At 62.4% G+C, this 15,637-nt stretch carries 14 protein-coding genes; all 14 read right to left on the bottom strand.

What is annotated here, in order from left to right; genetic code table 11:
* Nucleotides 1–340: 340 nt before the first annotated feature.
* Nucleotides 341–1,030, bottom strand: coding sequence for an ATP-binding cassette domain-containing protein (locus tag H1S03_RS07800; protein ID WP_185803916.1), 690 nt, complete (start codon nt 1,028–1,030; stop codon nt 341–343).
* Nucleotides 1,027–1,770 (bottom strand): ABC transporter ATP-binding protein, encoded by a 744-nt coding sequence (locus tag H1S03_RS07795; protein WP_185803915.1) that lies wholly within the window; start codon nt 1,768–1,770, stop codon nt 1,027–1,029. Before H1S03_RS07795 ends, H1S03_RS07800 begins: the two co-directional genes overlap by 4 nt.
* A complete protein-coding gene (locus H1S03_RS07790) occupies nt 1,763–2,746 on the bottom strand; it encodes a branched-chain amino acid ABC transporter permease (protein WP_185803914.1) in 984 nt (327 codons plus the stop codon). The genes H1S03_RS07795 and H1S03_RS07790 overlap by 8 nt, the downstream gene beginning before the upstream one ends.
* Nucleotides 2,743–3,663, bottom strand: a complete 921-nt coding sequence (locus H1S03_RS07785; protein ID WP_166190233.1) for a branched-chain amino acid ABC transporter permease — start codon at nt 3,661–3,663, stop codon at nt 2,743–2,745. Before H1S03_RS07785 ends, H1S03_RS07790 begins: the two co-directional genes overlap by 4 nt.
* 50 nt (nt 3,664–3,713) lie before the next feature.
* A complete protein-coding gene (locus tag H1S03_RS07780; protein ID WP_185803913.1) occupies nt 3,714–4,850 on the bottom strand; it encodes an ABC transporter substrate-binding protein in 1,137 nt (378 codons plus the stop codon).
* A 78-nt stretch (nt 4,851–4,928) separates the two neighbouring features.
* The gene (gene urtE / locus H1S03_RS07775; protein WP_185803912.1) at nt 4,929–5,624 is read right to left on the bottom strand and encodes an urea ABC transporter ATP-binding subunit UrtE; all 696 of its coding nucleotides are present in this window, start codon (nt 5,622–5,624) and stop codon (nt 4,929–4,931) included.
* A 1-nt stretch (nt 5,625) separates the two neighbouring features.
* Complete coding sequence (gene urtD, locus H1S03_RS07770) at nt 5,626–6,363, bottom strand: urea ABC transporter ATP-binding protein UrtD (protein WP_185803911.1); 738 nt, start codon at nt 6,361–6,363, stop codon at nt 5,626–5,628.
* Nucleotides 6,360–7,460 (bottom strand): urea ABC transporter permease subunit UrtC, encoded by a 1,101-nt coding sequence (gene urtC, locus H1S03_RS07765; RefSeq protein WP_185803910.1) that lies wholly within the window; start codon nt 7,458–7,460, stop codon nt 6,360–6,362. The genes urtD and urtC overlap by 4 nt, the downstream gene beginning before the upstream one ends.
* Nucleotides 7,457–9,055 carry an urea ABC transporter permease subunit UrtB gene (urtB, locus tag H1S03_RS07760; RefSeq protein WP_185803909.1) on the bottom strand — a complete coding sequence of 533 codons (1,599 nt, stop codon included), beginning with the start codon at nt 9,053–9,055 and terminating at the stop codon, nt 7,457–7,459. The genes urtC and urtB overlap by 4 nt, the downstream gene beginning before the upstream one ends.
* An 81-nt stretch (nt 9,056–9,136) precedes the next feature.
* Nucleotides 9,137–10,435: an urea ABC transporter substrate-binding protein gene (gene urtA / locus H1S03_RS07755; protein ID WP_205793321.1), complete on the bottom strand. Its 1,299-nt coding sequence runs from the start codon at nt 10,433–10,435 to the stop codon at nt 9,137–9,139.
* Between the two features lie 393 nt (nt 10,436–10,828).
* Nucleotides 10,829–11,881 (bottom strand): ABC transporter ATP-binding protein, encoded by a 1,053-nt coding sequence (locus H1S03_RS07750; RefSeq protein WP_185803908.1) that lies wholly within the window; start codon nt 11,879–11,881, stop codon nt 10,829–10,831.
* Entirely contained in the window at nt 11,881–13,152 is a 1,272-nt protein-coding gene (locus H1S03_RS07745; protein WP_347339216.1) for an MGH1-like glycoside hydrolase domain-containing protein, read from the bottom strand. Before H1S03_RS07745 ends, H1S03_RS07750 begins: the two co-directional genes overlap by 1 nt.
* Nucleotides 13,149–14,357: a carbohydrate ABC transporter permease gene (locus tag H1S03_RS07740; RefSeq protein WP_185803907.1), complete on the bottom strand. Its 1,209-nt coding sequence runs from the start codon at nt 14,355–14,357 to the stop codon at nt 13,149–13,151. Before H1S03_RS07740 ends, H1S03_RS07745 begins: the two co-directional genes overlap by 4 nt.
* Nucleotides 14,357–15,601 carry a carbohydrate ABC transporter permease gene (locus tag H1S03_RS07735; protein WP_185803906.1) on the bottom strand — a complete coding sequence of 415 codons (1,245 nt, stop codon included), beginning with the start codon at nt 15,599–15,601 and terminating at the stop codon, nt 14,357–14,359. The genes H1S03_RS07740 and H1S03_RS07735 overlap by 1 nt, the downstream gene beginning before the upstream one ends.
* Nucleotides 15,602–15,637 lie beyond the last annotated feature (36 nt).

Here is a 15,637-nt window from a genome sequence, read left to right as displayed (position 1 = left end):
GCGAAACCGAGCACCCCGGGGACGTCGGAGGGGTGCAAGGTCATTTATCGAGGCGATGGCATATACTTAGGCCGTTTAAGCTTCAGCATATTGGGACAGCCAAATCCGCCTTGCGATGACTGACAATTAATTCAGTTGTCCCGCAGCGTCGGTACAAATACGCACGCTATCGGCACAGTTTGCAAAATGTCTTTCCCCCACGGAAAGGCACATCTGATCGTCCGCACGAACGATGTTTTTCACCCCTAGTGGAACGGTCGGGGCAGATCCCCTCGCCGCCTCCTCTCACCGCCGTTGAAAGTAGAAATCGCTCGGACAGGTTCGCTGCCAGCCGCCCAGCCTATACGCCCAGATATCGGTCAGCCACCTGTGGGGTCACTGCGGATATCGCATCGTTCAGGACGCTGCGCCCCCGCTCCAATATAACCACGCGCCGGGCGATATGCGACAGTTCGCGAAGCGACTTGTCCACGATGAGGATAGACAGGCCGCTCTGTCCGCTCAAACCTGCGATCACCTCGCGAATCTCCTGCCGAACCAGAGGGGCCAGCCCCTCCGTCGCCTCGTCCAGGATCAACATGCGCGGGTTGGTCATCAGCGCGCGCCCGATGGCCAGCATCTGCTGCTCCCCGCCCGAGAGGGTGGCCGCGCTCTGACCCGAGCGTTCGGCCAGCCGCGGAAACAGTGTGGCGACCCGTGCCGCGTCCCAATGGCCGGGCCGGGCTGCGGCAATCAGGTTTTCGCGAACACTCAGATTGGGGAAACATCGCCGCCCTTCAGGCACCAGACCGATGCCGAGGCGAGCAGCCGCATGGGAGGGCAGCGATCGCACATCCTGACCAGCGAAGCTGAGCGTTCCGACATCTAACGGCATCATCCGGCAGATACAGCGTATCGTCGTGCTCTTGCCCATGCCATTGCGGCCCATCAGAGCGACCACCTCGCCCTCCTCCACGCTGAGGTCAACGCCGAACAGGGCCGGTGATCCGCCATAGGACGCCTTGAGATCACGCACTTCGAGCAAGCTCACGCTTCATCCCCCAGATAGGCCTGCCGCACCAAGGGATCGCGCCGAATTTGCGCGACGGTGCCGGTGGCGATGATACGGCCGTAGACCAATACACTGACCCGATCGGCAAGCGCGAAGACCGCCTGCATGTCGTGTTCCACCAGCAAAATAGGAGCCTGCAACCGCAACGGGTCGAGGAGCGATGTCATGGCGCTGACACCCTCCGTCCCCATTCCGGCCATCGGTTCGTCCAGAACGAAGGCCTTGGGCCGCATCGCCAGCGCCATCGCGATTTCAAGGCGCCGACGCTCTCCATGTGCAATATCGGAGGCGGCGGCACCCAGCCTGTCGGACAGACCCACCATATCTGCCCAACGCGCCACCTGATCGCTGGCCATATCATCGGCCTTGCTCCACATCGTATAGCTGCGTCCCGCACGCGCCTGAACCGCCAGCAGGATATTCTGCGCCACGGTAAATCCCGGCACGACGGCGCTGATCTGGAACGAGCGTGCCAGCCCCAGCCGTGCCCGTGCGCTCGGTCCCAGATGGGTCACATCCTGTCCGTCGAAATGGATCGACCCGCTGTCCGGTGCCAGACTGCCCGCGATCTGGGCGATCAGGGTCGATTTTCCGGCCCCGTTCGGCCCGATCAAGGCATGGATTTCACCGGCCCTCAGGTCGAGTGAAACGTGGTCGCTCGCCTTCAGGGCACCGAAACTCTTGCAGACGTCCTTCAACTCCAGAACCGGATCAGCCATGCCCGACCCTCCGCCGGGCGAACACGCCGATCAATCCGCCCCGTGCGAACAGGACGACTCCCAGCAACAGTACGCCCAGAAACAGTTGCCAATACTCGCTGACGCCCCCCAGCCAGTGTTCGAGCATGATGAACACCGCAGCGCCGATTACCGGGCCATATAGTCGCCCGACTCCCCCCAGAATGACAAAGACCATGATCTCCCCACTGGTTTGCCAGCTGAACATCGTCGGGCTGACGAACCGGTTGAGGTCAGCAAACAGGGCCCCGGCCAACGCGGTGATCGCGCCGGACAGGACGAACGCCGTCAGGCGCAGGCGAAGGGGCGACAGGCCCACCGTCTCCACCCGCTGGGCGCTTTGCCGCACCGCATTCAACGCCAGACCGAAGGGTGAGGCGTTGATCCGCGCGCACAGCACCAGCGCCACGATCAGCAAGGCATAGCACAAGGCAAAAAACTGGATCGGTTGCAGCGTATCGAGCCCCGGAAAACCGTTACGCACATAGATGCTCAACCCGTCCTCACCACCATAGGCAGGCCACGAGATCGCGAAATAATAGAACATCTGACCAAAGGCGAGTGTGATCATGATAAAGTACACGCCCGAGGTGCGCAGGCTCAGCACCCCGATCGCCAGCGCCGATATTGCGCCGGATGCAATCGCGACCAGCCATATCACTGGCATGGATTTCGTGCCCTCGATCAGAAAGGGCCACTCCATCAGCGGTTGATAGCTTTGCGCGTGACTGGCCAGGATGCCCATCGCATAGCCCCCCGCACCGAAGAATGCGGCATGGCCCAGGCTGACCAGCCCGCCGGAGCCGAGCGCCAGGTTCAGCCCGACGCCGGCCAGGGCCAGCACCGCCACCCGCGTCGCCAGCGTCACGGTGTAGACCTCGCCCGCCAGCCAGGCCGCGACCGGCACGGCCAGCAGCACTGCCGAGATCAGCCAGTTGAGGTGTTTTTCCGCGATCATGCCCGCGCCCCATACAGGCCGGAGGGTCGCACCACCAGCACGACCGCCATCAGGATGTAGATCAGCATGGAGGCCAGAGCCGATCCGACAAGCATGGCGTTCGACGGCTGCATGATCTGGGCGAAGGCAACAGGCAGCAGCACCCCTCCCAGCGTATCCGTGACCCCGACCAGCAATGATGCGACCAGCGCCCCCTTGATCGAGCCGATGCCTCCGATCACGATCACGACGAAGGCGAGGATCATCACAGGTTCCCCCATTCCGACCTGCACCGACTGGATTGCCCCGACCAGAGCCCCGGCCAATCCGGCCAAAGCGGCCCCCAGCGCGAAAACCAGCGTGTACAGTTTCGAGATATCGACCCCCAATGCGGCGATCATCTCCCGATCACTCTCACCCGCGCGGATGCGGATGCCCAGACGCGTGCGCGCGATCAACGCCCACAATCCCAGCGCGACGGCCAGTCCGACCCCGATAATGGCCAGCCTGTAGGCCGGGTACAGGATACCACCGGGCAGACTGACCGGCCCGCGCAACCAGTCTGGCACGTCCAGAAACAGCGGAAACGATCCGAACAGCCAGCGGGTGCCTTCGGAAAAGATCAGAATCAAGGCGAAGGTCGCCAGCACCTGATCGAGGTGATCGCGTGCATAGAGCCTGCGGATCACCACGACCTCCACAATCGCGCCCGCCGCGGCCGCCGCCGCCAGACTGGCCGCCAACGCCAGCAGGAATGATCCCGTCATCCCCGCCACAGTCGCCGCCGCGAAGGCGCCGATCATGTACAGCGATCCGTGGGCCAGATTGATCAGCCCCATCACCCCGAACACCAATGTCAGGCCCGCCGCCATCACGAACAGCATCACACCGAACTGAAGCCCATTCAGGACCTGTTCGATCAACAGGATCATCGACATGCAGAACTCCAGTTGAACGGGCCTGCGATCAGGCCCGATACGGCATCAGATCAGAACTGGCATTCCGCCGCGTAGGCATCCGCATGATCCGTCAGGGCGGTGGCGACGATGACATTGGTGAAAACGTCCCCCTCCTGCACGACCTTTCGCACATGGATGTCCTGCACGGGATGGTGGTTCGGTCCGAACGCGAAATCGCCGCGCGTGCTGTCGAAATCGGCGGCCTCAAGTGCTGCGCGGAACGCGTCCTGATCGTCCACGTCAGCGACTTCCATCGCTGAAATCATCAGGTTCGCCGTGTCGAATCCCTGACTGGCATAAAGCGAAGGCAGACGGCCGAATTCCGCCTGAAAACTTTCGACAAAGGCGATATTGGTCGGGTTGTCGAGGTCCTTGCTCCATTGCGAGGTGTTGTGCACGCCCAGCGCCGCGGCGCCCACCGCTTGCAATATGCCCTGGTCAAAGCTGAACGCGGGCCCGACCACCGGCAGATCGACGCCGCTGTCCGCATATTGTTTCAGGAATGAAATCCCCATGCCGCCGGGCAGGAAGAAAAACACGCTGTCCGCATCCGAGGCGCGGATCTGCGCGATTTCCGCCGCATAATCGGTCTGACCAAGCTGCGTGTAGATCTCGCCCCCCAGTTCGCCATCATACATGCGCTTGTACCCCATCAACGCATCCTGACCGGCAGGATAGTTCGGTGCCAGGATGAAGCTGTTCGTATATCCCGCATCGTTGGCATATGCGCCGGCGGCCTCATGCAGGTTGTCGTTCTGCCAAGCGATGTTGAAATAATTCGGGTCGCAGCCCCGTCCGGCCAGTGCCGAAGGCCCCGCATTGGGCGACAGGTAGAACTTGCCCTGCGCCACCGCCGAGGGCACCACCGCCATGGCGAGGTTGGACCAGACGATGCCCGTCAGGATATCGACCTGTTCGGACTGGATCATCCGGTCGGCCAGCTGCACCGCAACATCCGGTTTGCGCTGGTCGTCCTCGATGATGACTTCGATATCGTCCCGACCCGACTGTTCAACCGCCAGCATGAATCCGTCCCGCACATCGATGCCCAACCCCGCACCGCCGCCCGAAAGGGTGGTGATCATGCCGACCTTCACATCGGCAAGGGCGGTGGTCGCGCTCAACGCTGCAAGCGTGCCAGCCGTGATGAGAGTTCTGATGGTCATGGATCTGTTCCTCGCCCGGGTTTGTTTTTTGGCACTGTGACAAGGTCGAGCCGTTTTGTCAGCCCGCTTTCGCGCCCATCACACGGCGATGCGCCGCAGAACCTCATCCTCATCCATATCGGCGGCGGCCCCTGCCAGCGTGATTTCCCCCCGGTCCATCACGACGTAATCGTCGGCCAGATCGCGGGCGAACTCGAAATATTGCTCAACCAGCACGATGGCCATGTCCCCCTTTGCGCGAAGATATGTGATGGCCCGCCCGATATCCTTGATGATCGAGGGCTGGATCCCCTCCGTCGGTTCGTCCAGAACCAGAAGGTCGGGCCGCATCACCAGCGCCCGCCCGATGGCAAGCTGTTGTTGCTGCCCCCCCGACAGATCGCCGCCGCGACGGCCCAGCATGTCCTTGAGCACGGGAAACAACTCGAACACATCGTCGGGGATGCTGCGGTCCCTGCGTGGCAGACGCGCATAGCCGGTTTCGAGGTTCTCCTTCACGCTGAGCAGCGGAAAAATTTCGCGCCCTTGCGGCACCATGGCGATGCCGCTGCGGGCCCGCGCCTCGGATCTGGTGCGGGTCACGTCCTGCCCCTTGAACCGGATCGTCCCGGCGGAGACAGCATTTCGCCCCGCGATGGCTCGCAACAATGTCGTCTTGCCCACACCGTTGCGGCCCAGAACCGTCATTACCCGCCCCGGCGTCGCGGTCAGGCTGACGCCGCGCAAGGCCTGCGCCGCGCCGTAATGCAGGTCGATCTTGTCCACGTTCAACATATCAGCGCCCCAGATAGACTTCGACGACTTCGGGATTGGCGGAAACATGGTCGATGGACCCCTCCGCCAGGACACGGCCCTGATGCAGGACCGTCACCTTGCAGTCCAGCGCGCGGACGAACTCCATGTCGTGTTCGACGACGATGACAGTATGCTCACCCGCCAGACCGCGCAGCAATTCGGCGGTGCGCATCGTCTCATCATCGGTCATGCCGGCAGCGGGTTCATCCACCAGCAGCAATTCCGGCTCCTGCGCCAGCAGCATCCCGATCTCCAGCCATTGTTTCTGCCCGTGGCTCAGATCCGCGGCGGGGCGCGAACGCTCCGCCACCAGCCGCACCAGTTCCAGCAACTCGGTAATCCGGTCCTCCTGTGCCGCGGTTCGCCTGGCAAACAACGTGGCGAAGACGGAGCGGTCGGTTTTCAAGGCAAGCGCGATATTGTCCTCAACGCTCAGGCTTTCGATGACCGTGGGTTTCTGGAACTTGCGTCCGATGCCCAGCCTGGCGGAGCCAGCTTCGTCCGTCTTGGTCAGATCGACCTTTTCGTTCCAGAAGACCTCGCCCTTGTCGGGGCGGGTCTTGCCCGTGATGATGTCCATCATCGTGGTCTTGCCCGCGCCGTTCGGCCCGATGATTGCGCGCAATTCGCCCTTGGTAACGTGCAGCGACAGGCCGTTGATCGCCTTGAACCCATCGAAGCTGCGCTCCACCCCGTTCAGGTAAAGTTGCGCGGTCATGGCGTGACCTCCTTTCGAACGGTCGGTCGCCTGATGCGGCCCCAGCCATCCTCGATCACGCCCAGGATGCCCTTGGGCATGAACAGCGTCACGAACACGAACAGACCGCCCAGCGCGAACAACCAGATTTCGGGGATCCAGCCGGTCAGGAAGGTTTTTGCCAGCGCCACGAAAATCGCACCGATCGCCGCACCAACCAACGTGCCGCGCCCGCCCAGGGCGACCCAGATCACGATTTCGATGGAGTTTGCGGGGCTGAACTCCCCCGGATTGATGATCCCGACCTGCGGGGTATACAGCGCGCCCGCAACCCCGGCCATCATGGCCGACACCACAAAGACGAACAGCTTGTACCCCTCCACCCGGTAGCCGAGGAACCGCGTCCGGTCCTCCGCGTCGCGAATACCGATCAGCACCTTGCCCAGTTGGCTGAGCGCAATGGCCTTCGCGATCAGCAGCCCCGCCACCAGCGCCACCGCGCTGGCCACGAACAGCCCGGCGCGCGTCGCATCCGATTGCAGGTCGAAGCCCAGAACGTCCTTGAAATCCGTCAGGCCGTTATTGCCGCCGAACCCCATTTCGTTGCGGAAAAACGCCAGCATCAGGGCGTAGGTCATGGCCTGCGTAATGATCGACAGATACACCCCCGACACGCGGGAGCGGAATGCGAACCAGCCGAACAGGAACGCCAGCACCCCCGGCACCACCATCGCCATCAGCGCCGCGAACCAGAACTGGTCGAAGCCCAGCCAGAACCACGGCAGCTCCTCATAGCTGAGAAAGACCATGAAGTCCGGCAGCACCGGGTCGCCATAGACGCCCCGCGTCCCGATCTCGCGCATCAGGTGCATCCCCATCGCGTAGCCACCCAGCGCGAAGAACGCCCCATGGCCAAGGCTGAGGATGCCGCAATAGCCCCACACCAGATCGAGCGCCACCGCCAGCAGGGCATAGCACAGGTACTTGCCAGACAACTGCACGACGTAGGAGGCGACGGGCTTGCCCTCCATCACCAGATTGCCCACCGGGATTGCCACCACCGCGATGAACAGCGCAATCAGGAAGAACCCCATGCGCCTGTCGATAAGTCTGCTCATGAATCCACCGCCCGACCCTTGAGCGCGAACAAACCGCGCGGCCGCTTTTGAATGAAAAGGATGATCGCGACGAGGATCAGGATCTTGGCCAGCACCGCGCCGACCCACGGCTCCATGAACTTGGTCGCGATGCCCAGCGTGAATGCCCCCGCGAACGCGCCCCACAGGTTCCCCGCCCCGCCGAAGACGACGACCATGAAGCTGTCCACGATGTAGCTTTGCCCCAGATTCGGTGACACGTTGTCGATCTGGCTCAACGCCACACCGGCCAGCCCCGCGACCCCTGCCCCCAGGCCGAAGGTCATCGCATCGACCCAACCGGTGCGAATGCCCATATTGGCCGCCATGCTGCGGTTCTGCGTCACCGCGCGCATCTGCAAACCGATCGGCGTTCGATTGAGCACCAATAGCAGCGCCGCGAACACGGCCAGCGCGAAGACCAATATCCAGATCCGGTTCCACGTCATCGCCATCTGCCCGACATCCACCGCCCCCGACATCCAGTCAGGGTTGCCGACCTCACGGTTATTGGGGCCGAAGATCGAGCGGACGGCCTGTTGCAGGATCAGGCTGATCCCCCATGTGGCCAGCAACGTCTCCAACGGGCGACCGTAGAGATAGCGCACCACGCCCCGCTCGATCGCCACCCCGACCGCGCCTGCCGTCAGAAAGGCCAAGGGCACGGCAATGGCCAGCGACCAGCCGAACATTTCGGGAAAGGAATTGCGGATCGTTTCCTGCACCAGATAGGTGGTGTAAGCCCCGATCATCACCAATTCGCCATGCGCCATATTGATGACGCCCATCACGCCGAAGGTGATCGCCAACCCGATGGCCGCAAGCATCAGAACAGAGCCGAGGGAAATGCCGTACCACAGGTTCTGCGCCAGCCCCCATGACGCGATGGACCGCTCTATCTCATCGGTTGCGGCCTGTGCATCCGCGACCAAAGCCGGGTCCGACAAGGCGGGGGACAGCGCCGACAGGGCGTCCCTGTCCCCGCGCGCCGCCAATACGGCAATCGCCGCACGTTTGTCTGCCTGCACAGCATCATCCGATTGCAGGATCGCCGCTGCGCGCGCCTGCTCGAACACCGTGGCGACATGCGGTTCGGACTCCGCCGACAGGGCGTCGGTCAAAGCTGCGATTTGTGCGGGATCGCGGGCGCGAAACGCCCGCTGGGCCGCGTCAAGCCGCACGGCGGGATCCGGGCTTTGCAAACCCATGCGTCCGATGGCGGCGGCGATGTCGCGGCGCAAACCATTGTTCACGCGAATGTCGCGGGCGTCACGCCGCCCGACAACGCCGATCCGCTCATCGCTCAACGCGTCGTAGGCAACATCGTCGTCGCCTTCCTCGCGGAGTGTCACGATGCGGCCGGTTTCACGCAAATAGCTCAGCTCACCATTTGTCAGCATCTCCAGCAAGGGCAGCGCCCTGTCGTCGCCGCTCACCGCGATCTGGTTCACGACCCGCCCGCGATCATCGAAATCGCCCTCTGGCAACAGGGTCACTAGGTTTTCGAAATCCTGCGCCATCAGAAATGACGGTGTCAGCAGGAAGATCAGCAGCGTTCTGCGCAGCAGGCCAAGCATGATGAGTTCCAGGAATTAAAGTCAGGTGCCACAGCACCGAAAACCGGGGGCGCGTCGTCCGCGCCCCCCGCAGATCACGCCTTACTCAGCCGCGCCGCCGCACGAGGCTGTCGCCACGTTGTAGTTGCCGCACGACAACGGCGCCCGCCAGTCCGAGATCAGGTCGGCGCTGTCGGGCAGATAGTCCGACCACGCATCGCCGGGGACCAGTCCCGACGTCTCCCAGACGATGGAGAATTGACCGTCGTCCTGGATCTCTCCGACCAGCACGGGCTTGGTGATATGGTGGTTCGGCATCATCGCGGAATAGCCGCCGCTCAGATTGGGCACGGTCTGCCCGATCAGCGAGTCGATGACCGTATCCACATCGGTGGTGCCTGCCGCCTCGACCGCCTGAACCCACATGTTGAAGCCGATGTAGTGGGCCTCCATCGGGTCGTTGGTCACGCGATTTTCGTCACCGATGAATTCCACCCAATCGTCGATGAAATCGTAGTTCGCGTCCGTATCCACCGACATGAAGTAGTTCCACGCGGCCAGATGGCCGACCAGAGGGGCCGTGTCCAGACCCGCCAGTTCTTCCTCCCCGACGGAGAACGCGACGACGGGGATATCCTCGGCGGAGATGCCCTGGTTGCCCAGCTCACGATAGAACGGCACGTTCGCGTCACCATTGATGGTCGAGACGACGGCGGTCTTCTTCCCCTCGGAGCCGAAGGCGGCGATGTCGCTGACAATGGTCTGCCAGTCGGAATGACCAAACGGCGTGTAGTTGATCATGATGTCCTCCTCAGCCACGCCGAGGGAGATCAGATATGCCTCCAGAATGCGATTGGTCGTGCGGGGATAGACGTAATCGGTGCCGGCCAGAACCCAACGCTCCACGCCTTCCTCCGCGATCAGGTAATCCACTGCGGGGATCGCCTGCTGGTTGGGCGCGGCACCGGTGTAGAAGACGTTGCGCTGCGATTCCTCGCCCTCGTACTGCACCGGGTAGAACAGGATTCCGTTGAGCTCCTCGAACACCGGCAAAACGGATTTGCGGCTGACCGAGGTCCAGTTGCCGAATACGGCGGCGACTTCCTCGACCTCCAGCAGCTCGCGCGCCTTCTCGGCGAACAGGGGCCAGTCAGATGCGGGATCGACGACGACGGCCTCCAGCGGGCGACCAAGCACACCACCGGCGGCGTTCTGACGCTCGATCAGCATCAGCATCACGTCCTTGAGCGTCGTTTCCGAAATCGCCATCGTCCCGGACAGAGAATGCAGGATACCAACCTTGATCGGCTCACCCGACGGCGCGTCCTGAGCCATCGAGGGCGCGGCCACGCTGATTGCGGCGGCGCACAGCGTGGCCGTGAGGGGGAAAAGTTTCGTCATGTATCTGTCTCGCGATTGAGACGCGGACCCGCCAAAGCCGACAACCGGTATTGCCCACGCAATCGGTCCGTCCTACTTCAGTCAGGCAACGTCGCGTTGCACCCGTGTGGTGGCGGGGTCGGTTCCAAGCGTCTCGTCACCACACATTCCAATGCAGTCCCGGCTTAGCCCCGTTCTTGCGCCGCCTATCTTGAGCGACAACGCGAATGCGGCAAGAATTATTGCCCATAGAAACATCAGCAAATTGCAAAAGCACAGATTTAGGACAGAATTTTTCCAGTCTGATTAAATCCGCAGCAATTGTCAGTCGGGGTTTTCCCCGCTCTCGCCCCCTAACGTCGAAAGGTGCGACAGAAAAGCGAACGGCACCGCTGTCGCAGTGCCGCCCATATCTCAGTTCAGTACAGCAAGACCGCTCTCATCAAAGAAGTGCAGATGTGGGGCCTGAAAATTCAGGCTGCACGGATCGCCGGGGGCAAGGTCAGTATCCCCCGCGATGCGAACCGTAACCTTGCCCGCTTCACCGCATTCGACGATCACGAAAGTATCGGAGCCGAGATATTCCAGAACGTCCACCACCCCGTCGAGGTGCCCCGCGCCGACCGGTGCCATCTCGATATGCTCGGGGCGAATGCCCAGTGAGACTGCGGCACGCGAACGCCCATACGCGCCACCGCCTTGGCCGGGCAGCGCGAATGACGCCCCCTCTGCCGTGCAGGGCATGACGTTCATACGCGGGCTGCCGATGAACTGCGCCACGAACAGGTTCGCGGGCCGTTCGTACAGTTCCCGAGGGGAGCCGACCTGCGCGATATGTCCGCCATCGAGCACCACGATCCGGTCGGCGAGTGTCATCGCCTCGACCTGATCGTGGGTCACGTAGATCATCGTCGCCTTCAGGGTCTGATGCAGCTTGGCGATTTCATACCGCATCTCGACGCGCAGGGCTGCGTCCAGGTTGGACAAGGGCTCATCGAACAGGAACGCCGTCGGCTCCCGCACGATGGATCGGCCGATGGCGACGCGCTGACGCTGCCCGCCGGACAGATCGCGCGGGCGGCGGTCGAGGAAGGGTTCCAGCTTCAGAACCTTGGCCGCCTCGTTCACCTGCCGGTCCAGCTCCGCCTTGGGCACGCCCGCGGCCTTCAGCGAGAATCCCATATTGTCGCGAACGGACATATGCGGGTAGAGCGCGTAGGACTGGAAGACCATCGCCAGCCCGCGTTTTGACGGCGGTTCGGCGGTGGCATCGCGGCCAGCGATCATGATCTGGCCACGGCTGGTTTCTTCCAATCCCGCGATCATACGCAGCAGGGTGGACTTGCCACAGCCGGACGGGCCGACGAAAATGATGAACTCGCCCTGCTCGACCGCCAGATCGACGCCCTTGATGACCTGCACGGTGCCGAACCACTTCTCGACGGCTTTCAACTCGATGGATGACATCAGGCAGCCCCTCTTACAGCGTCGCTTTCAACGTCCCTGCCGGCCCAGGTCAACCAGATCGCAGCCGTCCAGGTGAAGTCCGCCCCGCCGCAGGGAGTAGCGTCGAGCGGATCGAAATATTCATAGAAGCCGTGTTTGCGGATCAGGCTTGCCGTCTGCGCGCGCAACCGTTCGGCCAGATCGGCGCGACCCGCATCGCGCAACCCGATGGCGAGCAGTGCATTCACCACCGGCCAGGTCGGCCCGCGCCAGTATTTGCGGGGGTCGAAGGTCGCGGCCTCCGGATCGGCGGAGGGAATGCCGTAGTTGACCTTGTCCCACACCCGCATCAACTGCGCGTCGAGCTGCGGATTTCCCGCATCGGCCAGATAGGCCATGAACGCACCCGATCCCAGGATGTTCGCAAATTCGCCGGTCTTGAGGTTCAGCGCATCATAGGCGTGCAGGTCATCGTTCCAGATCGTGGGCAAAGCGGCGCGCAAATCCTCGGCCCAGCCGAGCAATTCCGTCACATCCTCACCCAGTGCCCGCCCCATGACGGCCAGATCCTCATCCGCGCGCAGCAGCATGAAGGTGATCCCTGGATCGGCCATCAGGAACGGCCCGTCCCGCACGATCCTTGCCTGATCCCAATCGACGCTGCACCCAAACTTCACCATCGCGATGTAGCGGTCGTAGTCCTGCTTGGTCGGGCGCATCTCGGGATTGACGTGGCCTGTGTCGCGCCGCTGGTATTCCCCGGCGCTGGACCCATCGACGCCCGCCATGCCGATATCCCAGTCAGGGCAGTTGTCACGCCCGGACTCCCACGGATGGGTAATCGCGGCGGGGCCGTGGGTACAGCGGACCTCATGCCACCAACGGTGCCATGCCAGCAGTTTGGGATAGAGCGCGGCCATCCGCGCCTGCCCTGCCTTGGGGTCCATTTCCCATACCTTGCGGGCCATGATCGCGGCCACCGGAGGCTGCGTGATGCCGGATGTCGCGGGGCTTTGCCCGGTTTGCCAGACATCGGGGCCGGGAAAATAACCCGGATCGGGTTTGTGAAAGATGATGTGCGGCACCATCCCCGTATCCCACTGACTGGCCATCAGAGTGTCCAGTTCATCCCATGCCCGCGCATTGTCGAAGGTGGCGAACCCCCACGCGGCAAAGGCGGAATCCCAGTTCCATTGATACGGATACAGCCCGTGCGTCGGCAGGGTATAGCCGCCCTGATCGTTGCCACGCAGGATCGCCCGCGCCTGTTCGTCCAGAGAAGTCATGGTCATCCTTTCACCGACCCCGCGGTCAGTCCTTTCGTCATGAAGCGTTCCAGCCCAAGGAACAGCACCATGATCGGTACGGTCGCGATCACGGAGCCCGCCATCAGGTGCTGGCGCGGAATTTCGGAGGAGTTCAACGACGCGATCCCCCGCGTCAGGGTGAATTTCGACGGATCGTCCAGCAGCATGAACGCCAGCAGGAACTCGTTCCACGCGATCATGAAGACGTAGAGCGAGACGCTGGCCATCGCCGGCAGGCTGAGCGGCAACGTAATCTTCCAGATCACGGCCAGACGGCTCAACCCGTCCATCAGGCCGGCTTCCTCGATCTCCGCCGGCAGGCCGCGGAAATAGCCCTGCAACATGTAGAGCGCGACCGGAATCGTGGTCACCGGATAGATCAGGATGATCCCGCCCAGCGAGTTGCGCAAACCCGCCATCGAGAACGCGATATAGATCGGCAGCGCCAGAACGATCATCGGCACCATGTAGATCATCAGGATCGAGCGCGAAAACGTCGCCCGCCCACTAAACCGCAACCGCGCCACGGCATAGGCGCCGGGTATCGCGAACAGCAGCGTGATGAATACAGTCAGCACCGAAATGAAGAACGAGTTGAACAGATAGGTGCCGAAATTGAACTGCGTGAACAACTCGTCATATGAACGGAACAGCTCGAACCCCTTGCCAAGGTCGATGGAGAAGTCGAGCGGGTTCTGGATCAGCTCCGCCTGGTTCTTCAGACTGGTCAGAACCATGACGTAGAACGGGATCAGCACAATCGCCGTAAAGAAGATGTAGCCAAATCCGGTCAGAAACCGCAGCACCGCCGCCTCGAACAGGTGACGGTTGTTTTCACCCAGCGCCACCTCGTCCAGTATCCTCCACAATCCGTAGGCCGCAAATCCTGCCGTGGCGATCGCACCCAGCAGCATGGACACGACCGAGATCCCGTCCCCCGTCACCACCGGGCCAAAGCCCAGTGCCGTTACGACGACGACCAAAGCCGCCGCGAGAACCGGCCGCCACAACGCGCCGTGCAGGCAGGCGAGGCCGATAATTCCGCCCCACACCACCGATCCTGAGAGGGAGGGACGGAAAGCCGATCCGGTTGCGAAGGACATCGCGATCGCCACGGTCGTCGCGATGGCGAACATCCACAGGATGCCCAGCAACGGTGCGGTAACATATCCCCGTCTGAGCATGTCCATCACAGCCCCTCCTCTTGCGAAATGAAGCGCAGGAACAATAGCGAGAACACCAGCAGGCAGCCAAAGATGACCACCGCCACAGCCGCACCCGCGCCGATGTTGGAGATCGCGAACGCCTGCTCATACACGTTGACAGTCAGCGTGCGCGTTCCGGCATTGCCGCCGGTCAGCAGAAAGATGTCGTCGAACTTGTTGAACGTCCAGATAAAGCGCAGCAGGAACAGAACGCTCAGAATACCCAGCAATTGCGGTACGCTGAGATACCAGAACTTCTGGAACGGCGAGGCACCGTCCATGTCCGCCGCCTCATACATGTCGGTGTCGATGCTCTGCATCCGGGCGAGGATGAACAGAAAGCTCAGCGGGAAGTAGCGCCAGATTTCGAACAGCGTCACCATAATCAGCGCCAGCGGCTTCTCACCGAAGAAATTGATGCTGTTCTGCGTCACCCCCATCTGGATCAACAACGCATTGGCCGAGCCGGAAAACGGATCGAACAGCAGGATCCACGCGAACGCCACCGCAATAACGGGGGAGACATAGGGGAACAGGTACAGCCCGCGCAGAATGCCCTGCCCCTTGAAGGACTTGTTCAGCAGCATGGCCGCGAACAATCCGAACAGCAGCGCCCCCACCGTGCCGAAGACCGAATAGAACAGCGTCACCCCAAGAACGCCCCAGAATTCATCACCATCGAAGATGCGCGCGAAGTTATCCAGGGTGAACGTCGAATCCGTCAGCACGCTGGAGGCCCGCCCCCGCACCTGGGCTTCGCTGTCCTGCGGACGCAATCCGGCGTCCAGATAGGCCTGTTCCACGGTAACCGGGATCATCAGGTTTTCCCGATACCCCCCCTGCCAATCGCCCAGATCGCAGGCCAGCGCCGACCCGTTCAACGTGCAGCGCGGGTCCAGTTGCGTAACCGTCAGACCCTCCGGCACGGTGTCGGTGAATCCCACCTGCGAAATCACCCGATCCTGCGATGAATTGCGCAATCGATAGCGGATTTCGGCCGCGTCGCCTGCCTGTTCCGGCCCGCCGCGCAGATCTTCGCGCAGCACCACCTCGGGCGCGCGCAAATCGGCCAGCCCCACCGGCTTGACCGAGATCCAGAAGATCGCGAGCAACGGCAGAACGACGACGAGCGCCACGGCGGAAATTGTCGGCAGCAACAACCCCCATGCAAGACGCGCTTCGCGCCGTGCGAGGGGGCCGGAGCCCTTGGGTGGGGCGATATCGGTCATGGAACAGTGCTCCGCTCAGGATCACGCAGGACAGGA

Origin of the sequence: Pontivivens nitratireducens, from assembly GCF_014235845.1 — a bacterium.
In the GTDB taxonomy this organism is placed as follows: domain Bacteria; phylum Pseudomonadota; class Alphaproteobacteria; order Rhodobacterales; family Rhodobacteraceae; genus Pontivivens; species Pontivivens nitratireducens.
The sequence above is the reverse complement of the archived record's forward strand: the minus strand, read 5'-3'. Positions and strand labels throughout refer to the sequence as shown.

What these genes read in the sequence shown, in the direction of transcription:
- H1S03_RS07795 (WP_185803915.1), bottom strand. Translation starts at nt 1,770, where the DNA reads ATGGCTGATCCGGTTCTGGAGTTGAAGGACGTCTGCAAGAGTTTCGGT.
- H1S03_RS07790 (WP_185803914.1), bottom strand. Translation starts at nt 2,746, where the DNA reads ATGATCGCGGAAAAACACCTCAACTGGCTGATCTCGGCAGTGCTGCTG.
- H1S03_RS07785 (WP_166190233.1), bottom strand. Translation starts at nt 3,663, where the DNA reads ATGTCGATGATCCTGTTGATCGAACAGGTCCTGAATGGGCTTCAGTTC.
- H1S03_RS07780 (WP_185803913.1), bottom strand. Translation starts at nt 4,850, where the DNA reads ATGACCATCAGAACTCTCATCACGGCTGGCACGCTTGCAGCGTTGAGC.
- urtE (WP_185803912.1), bottom strand. Translation starts at nt 5,624, where the DNA reads ATGTTGAACGTGGACAAGATCGACCTGCATTACGGCGCGGCGCAGGCC.
- urtD (WP_185803911.1), bottom strand. Translation starts at nt 6,363, where the DNA reads ATGACCGCGCAACTTTACCTGAACGGGGTGGAGCGCAGCTTCGATGGG.
- urtC (WP_185803910.1), bottom strand. Translation starts at nt 7,460, where the DNA reads ATGAGCAGACTTATCGACAGGCGCATGGGGTTCTTCCTGATTGCGCTG.
- urtB (WP_185803909.1), bottom strand. Translation starts at nt 9,055, where the DNA reads ATGCTTGGCCTGCTGCGCAGAACGCTGCTGATCTTCCTGCTGACACCG.
- urtA (WP_205793321.1), bottom strand. Translation starts at nt 10,435, where the DNA reads ATGACGAAACTTTTCCCCCTCACGGCCACGCTGTGCGCCGCCGCAATC.
- H1S03_RS07750 (WP_185803908.1), bottom strand. Translation starts at nt 11,881, where the DNA reads ATGTCATCCATCGAGTTGAAAGCCGTCGAGAAGTGGTTCGGCACCGTG.
- H1S03_RS07745 (WP_347339216.1), bottom strand. Translation starts at nt 13,152, where the DNA reads ATGACCATGACTTCTCTGGACGAACAGGCGCGGGCGATCCTGCGTGGC.
- H1S03_RS07740 (WP_185803907.1), bottom strand. Translation starts at nt 14,357, where the DNA reads ATGGACATGCTCAGACGGGGATATGTTACCGCACCGTTGCTGGGCATC.
- H1S03_RS07735 (WP_185803906.1), bottom strand. Translation starts at nt 15,601, where the DNA reads ATGACCGATATCGCCCCACCCAAGGGCTCCGGCCCCCTCGCACGGCGC.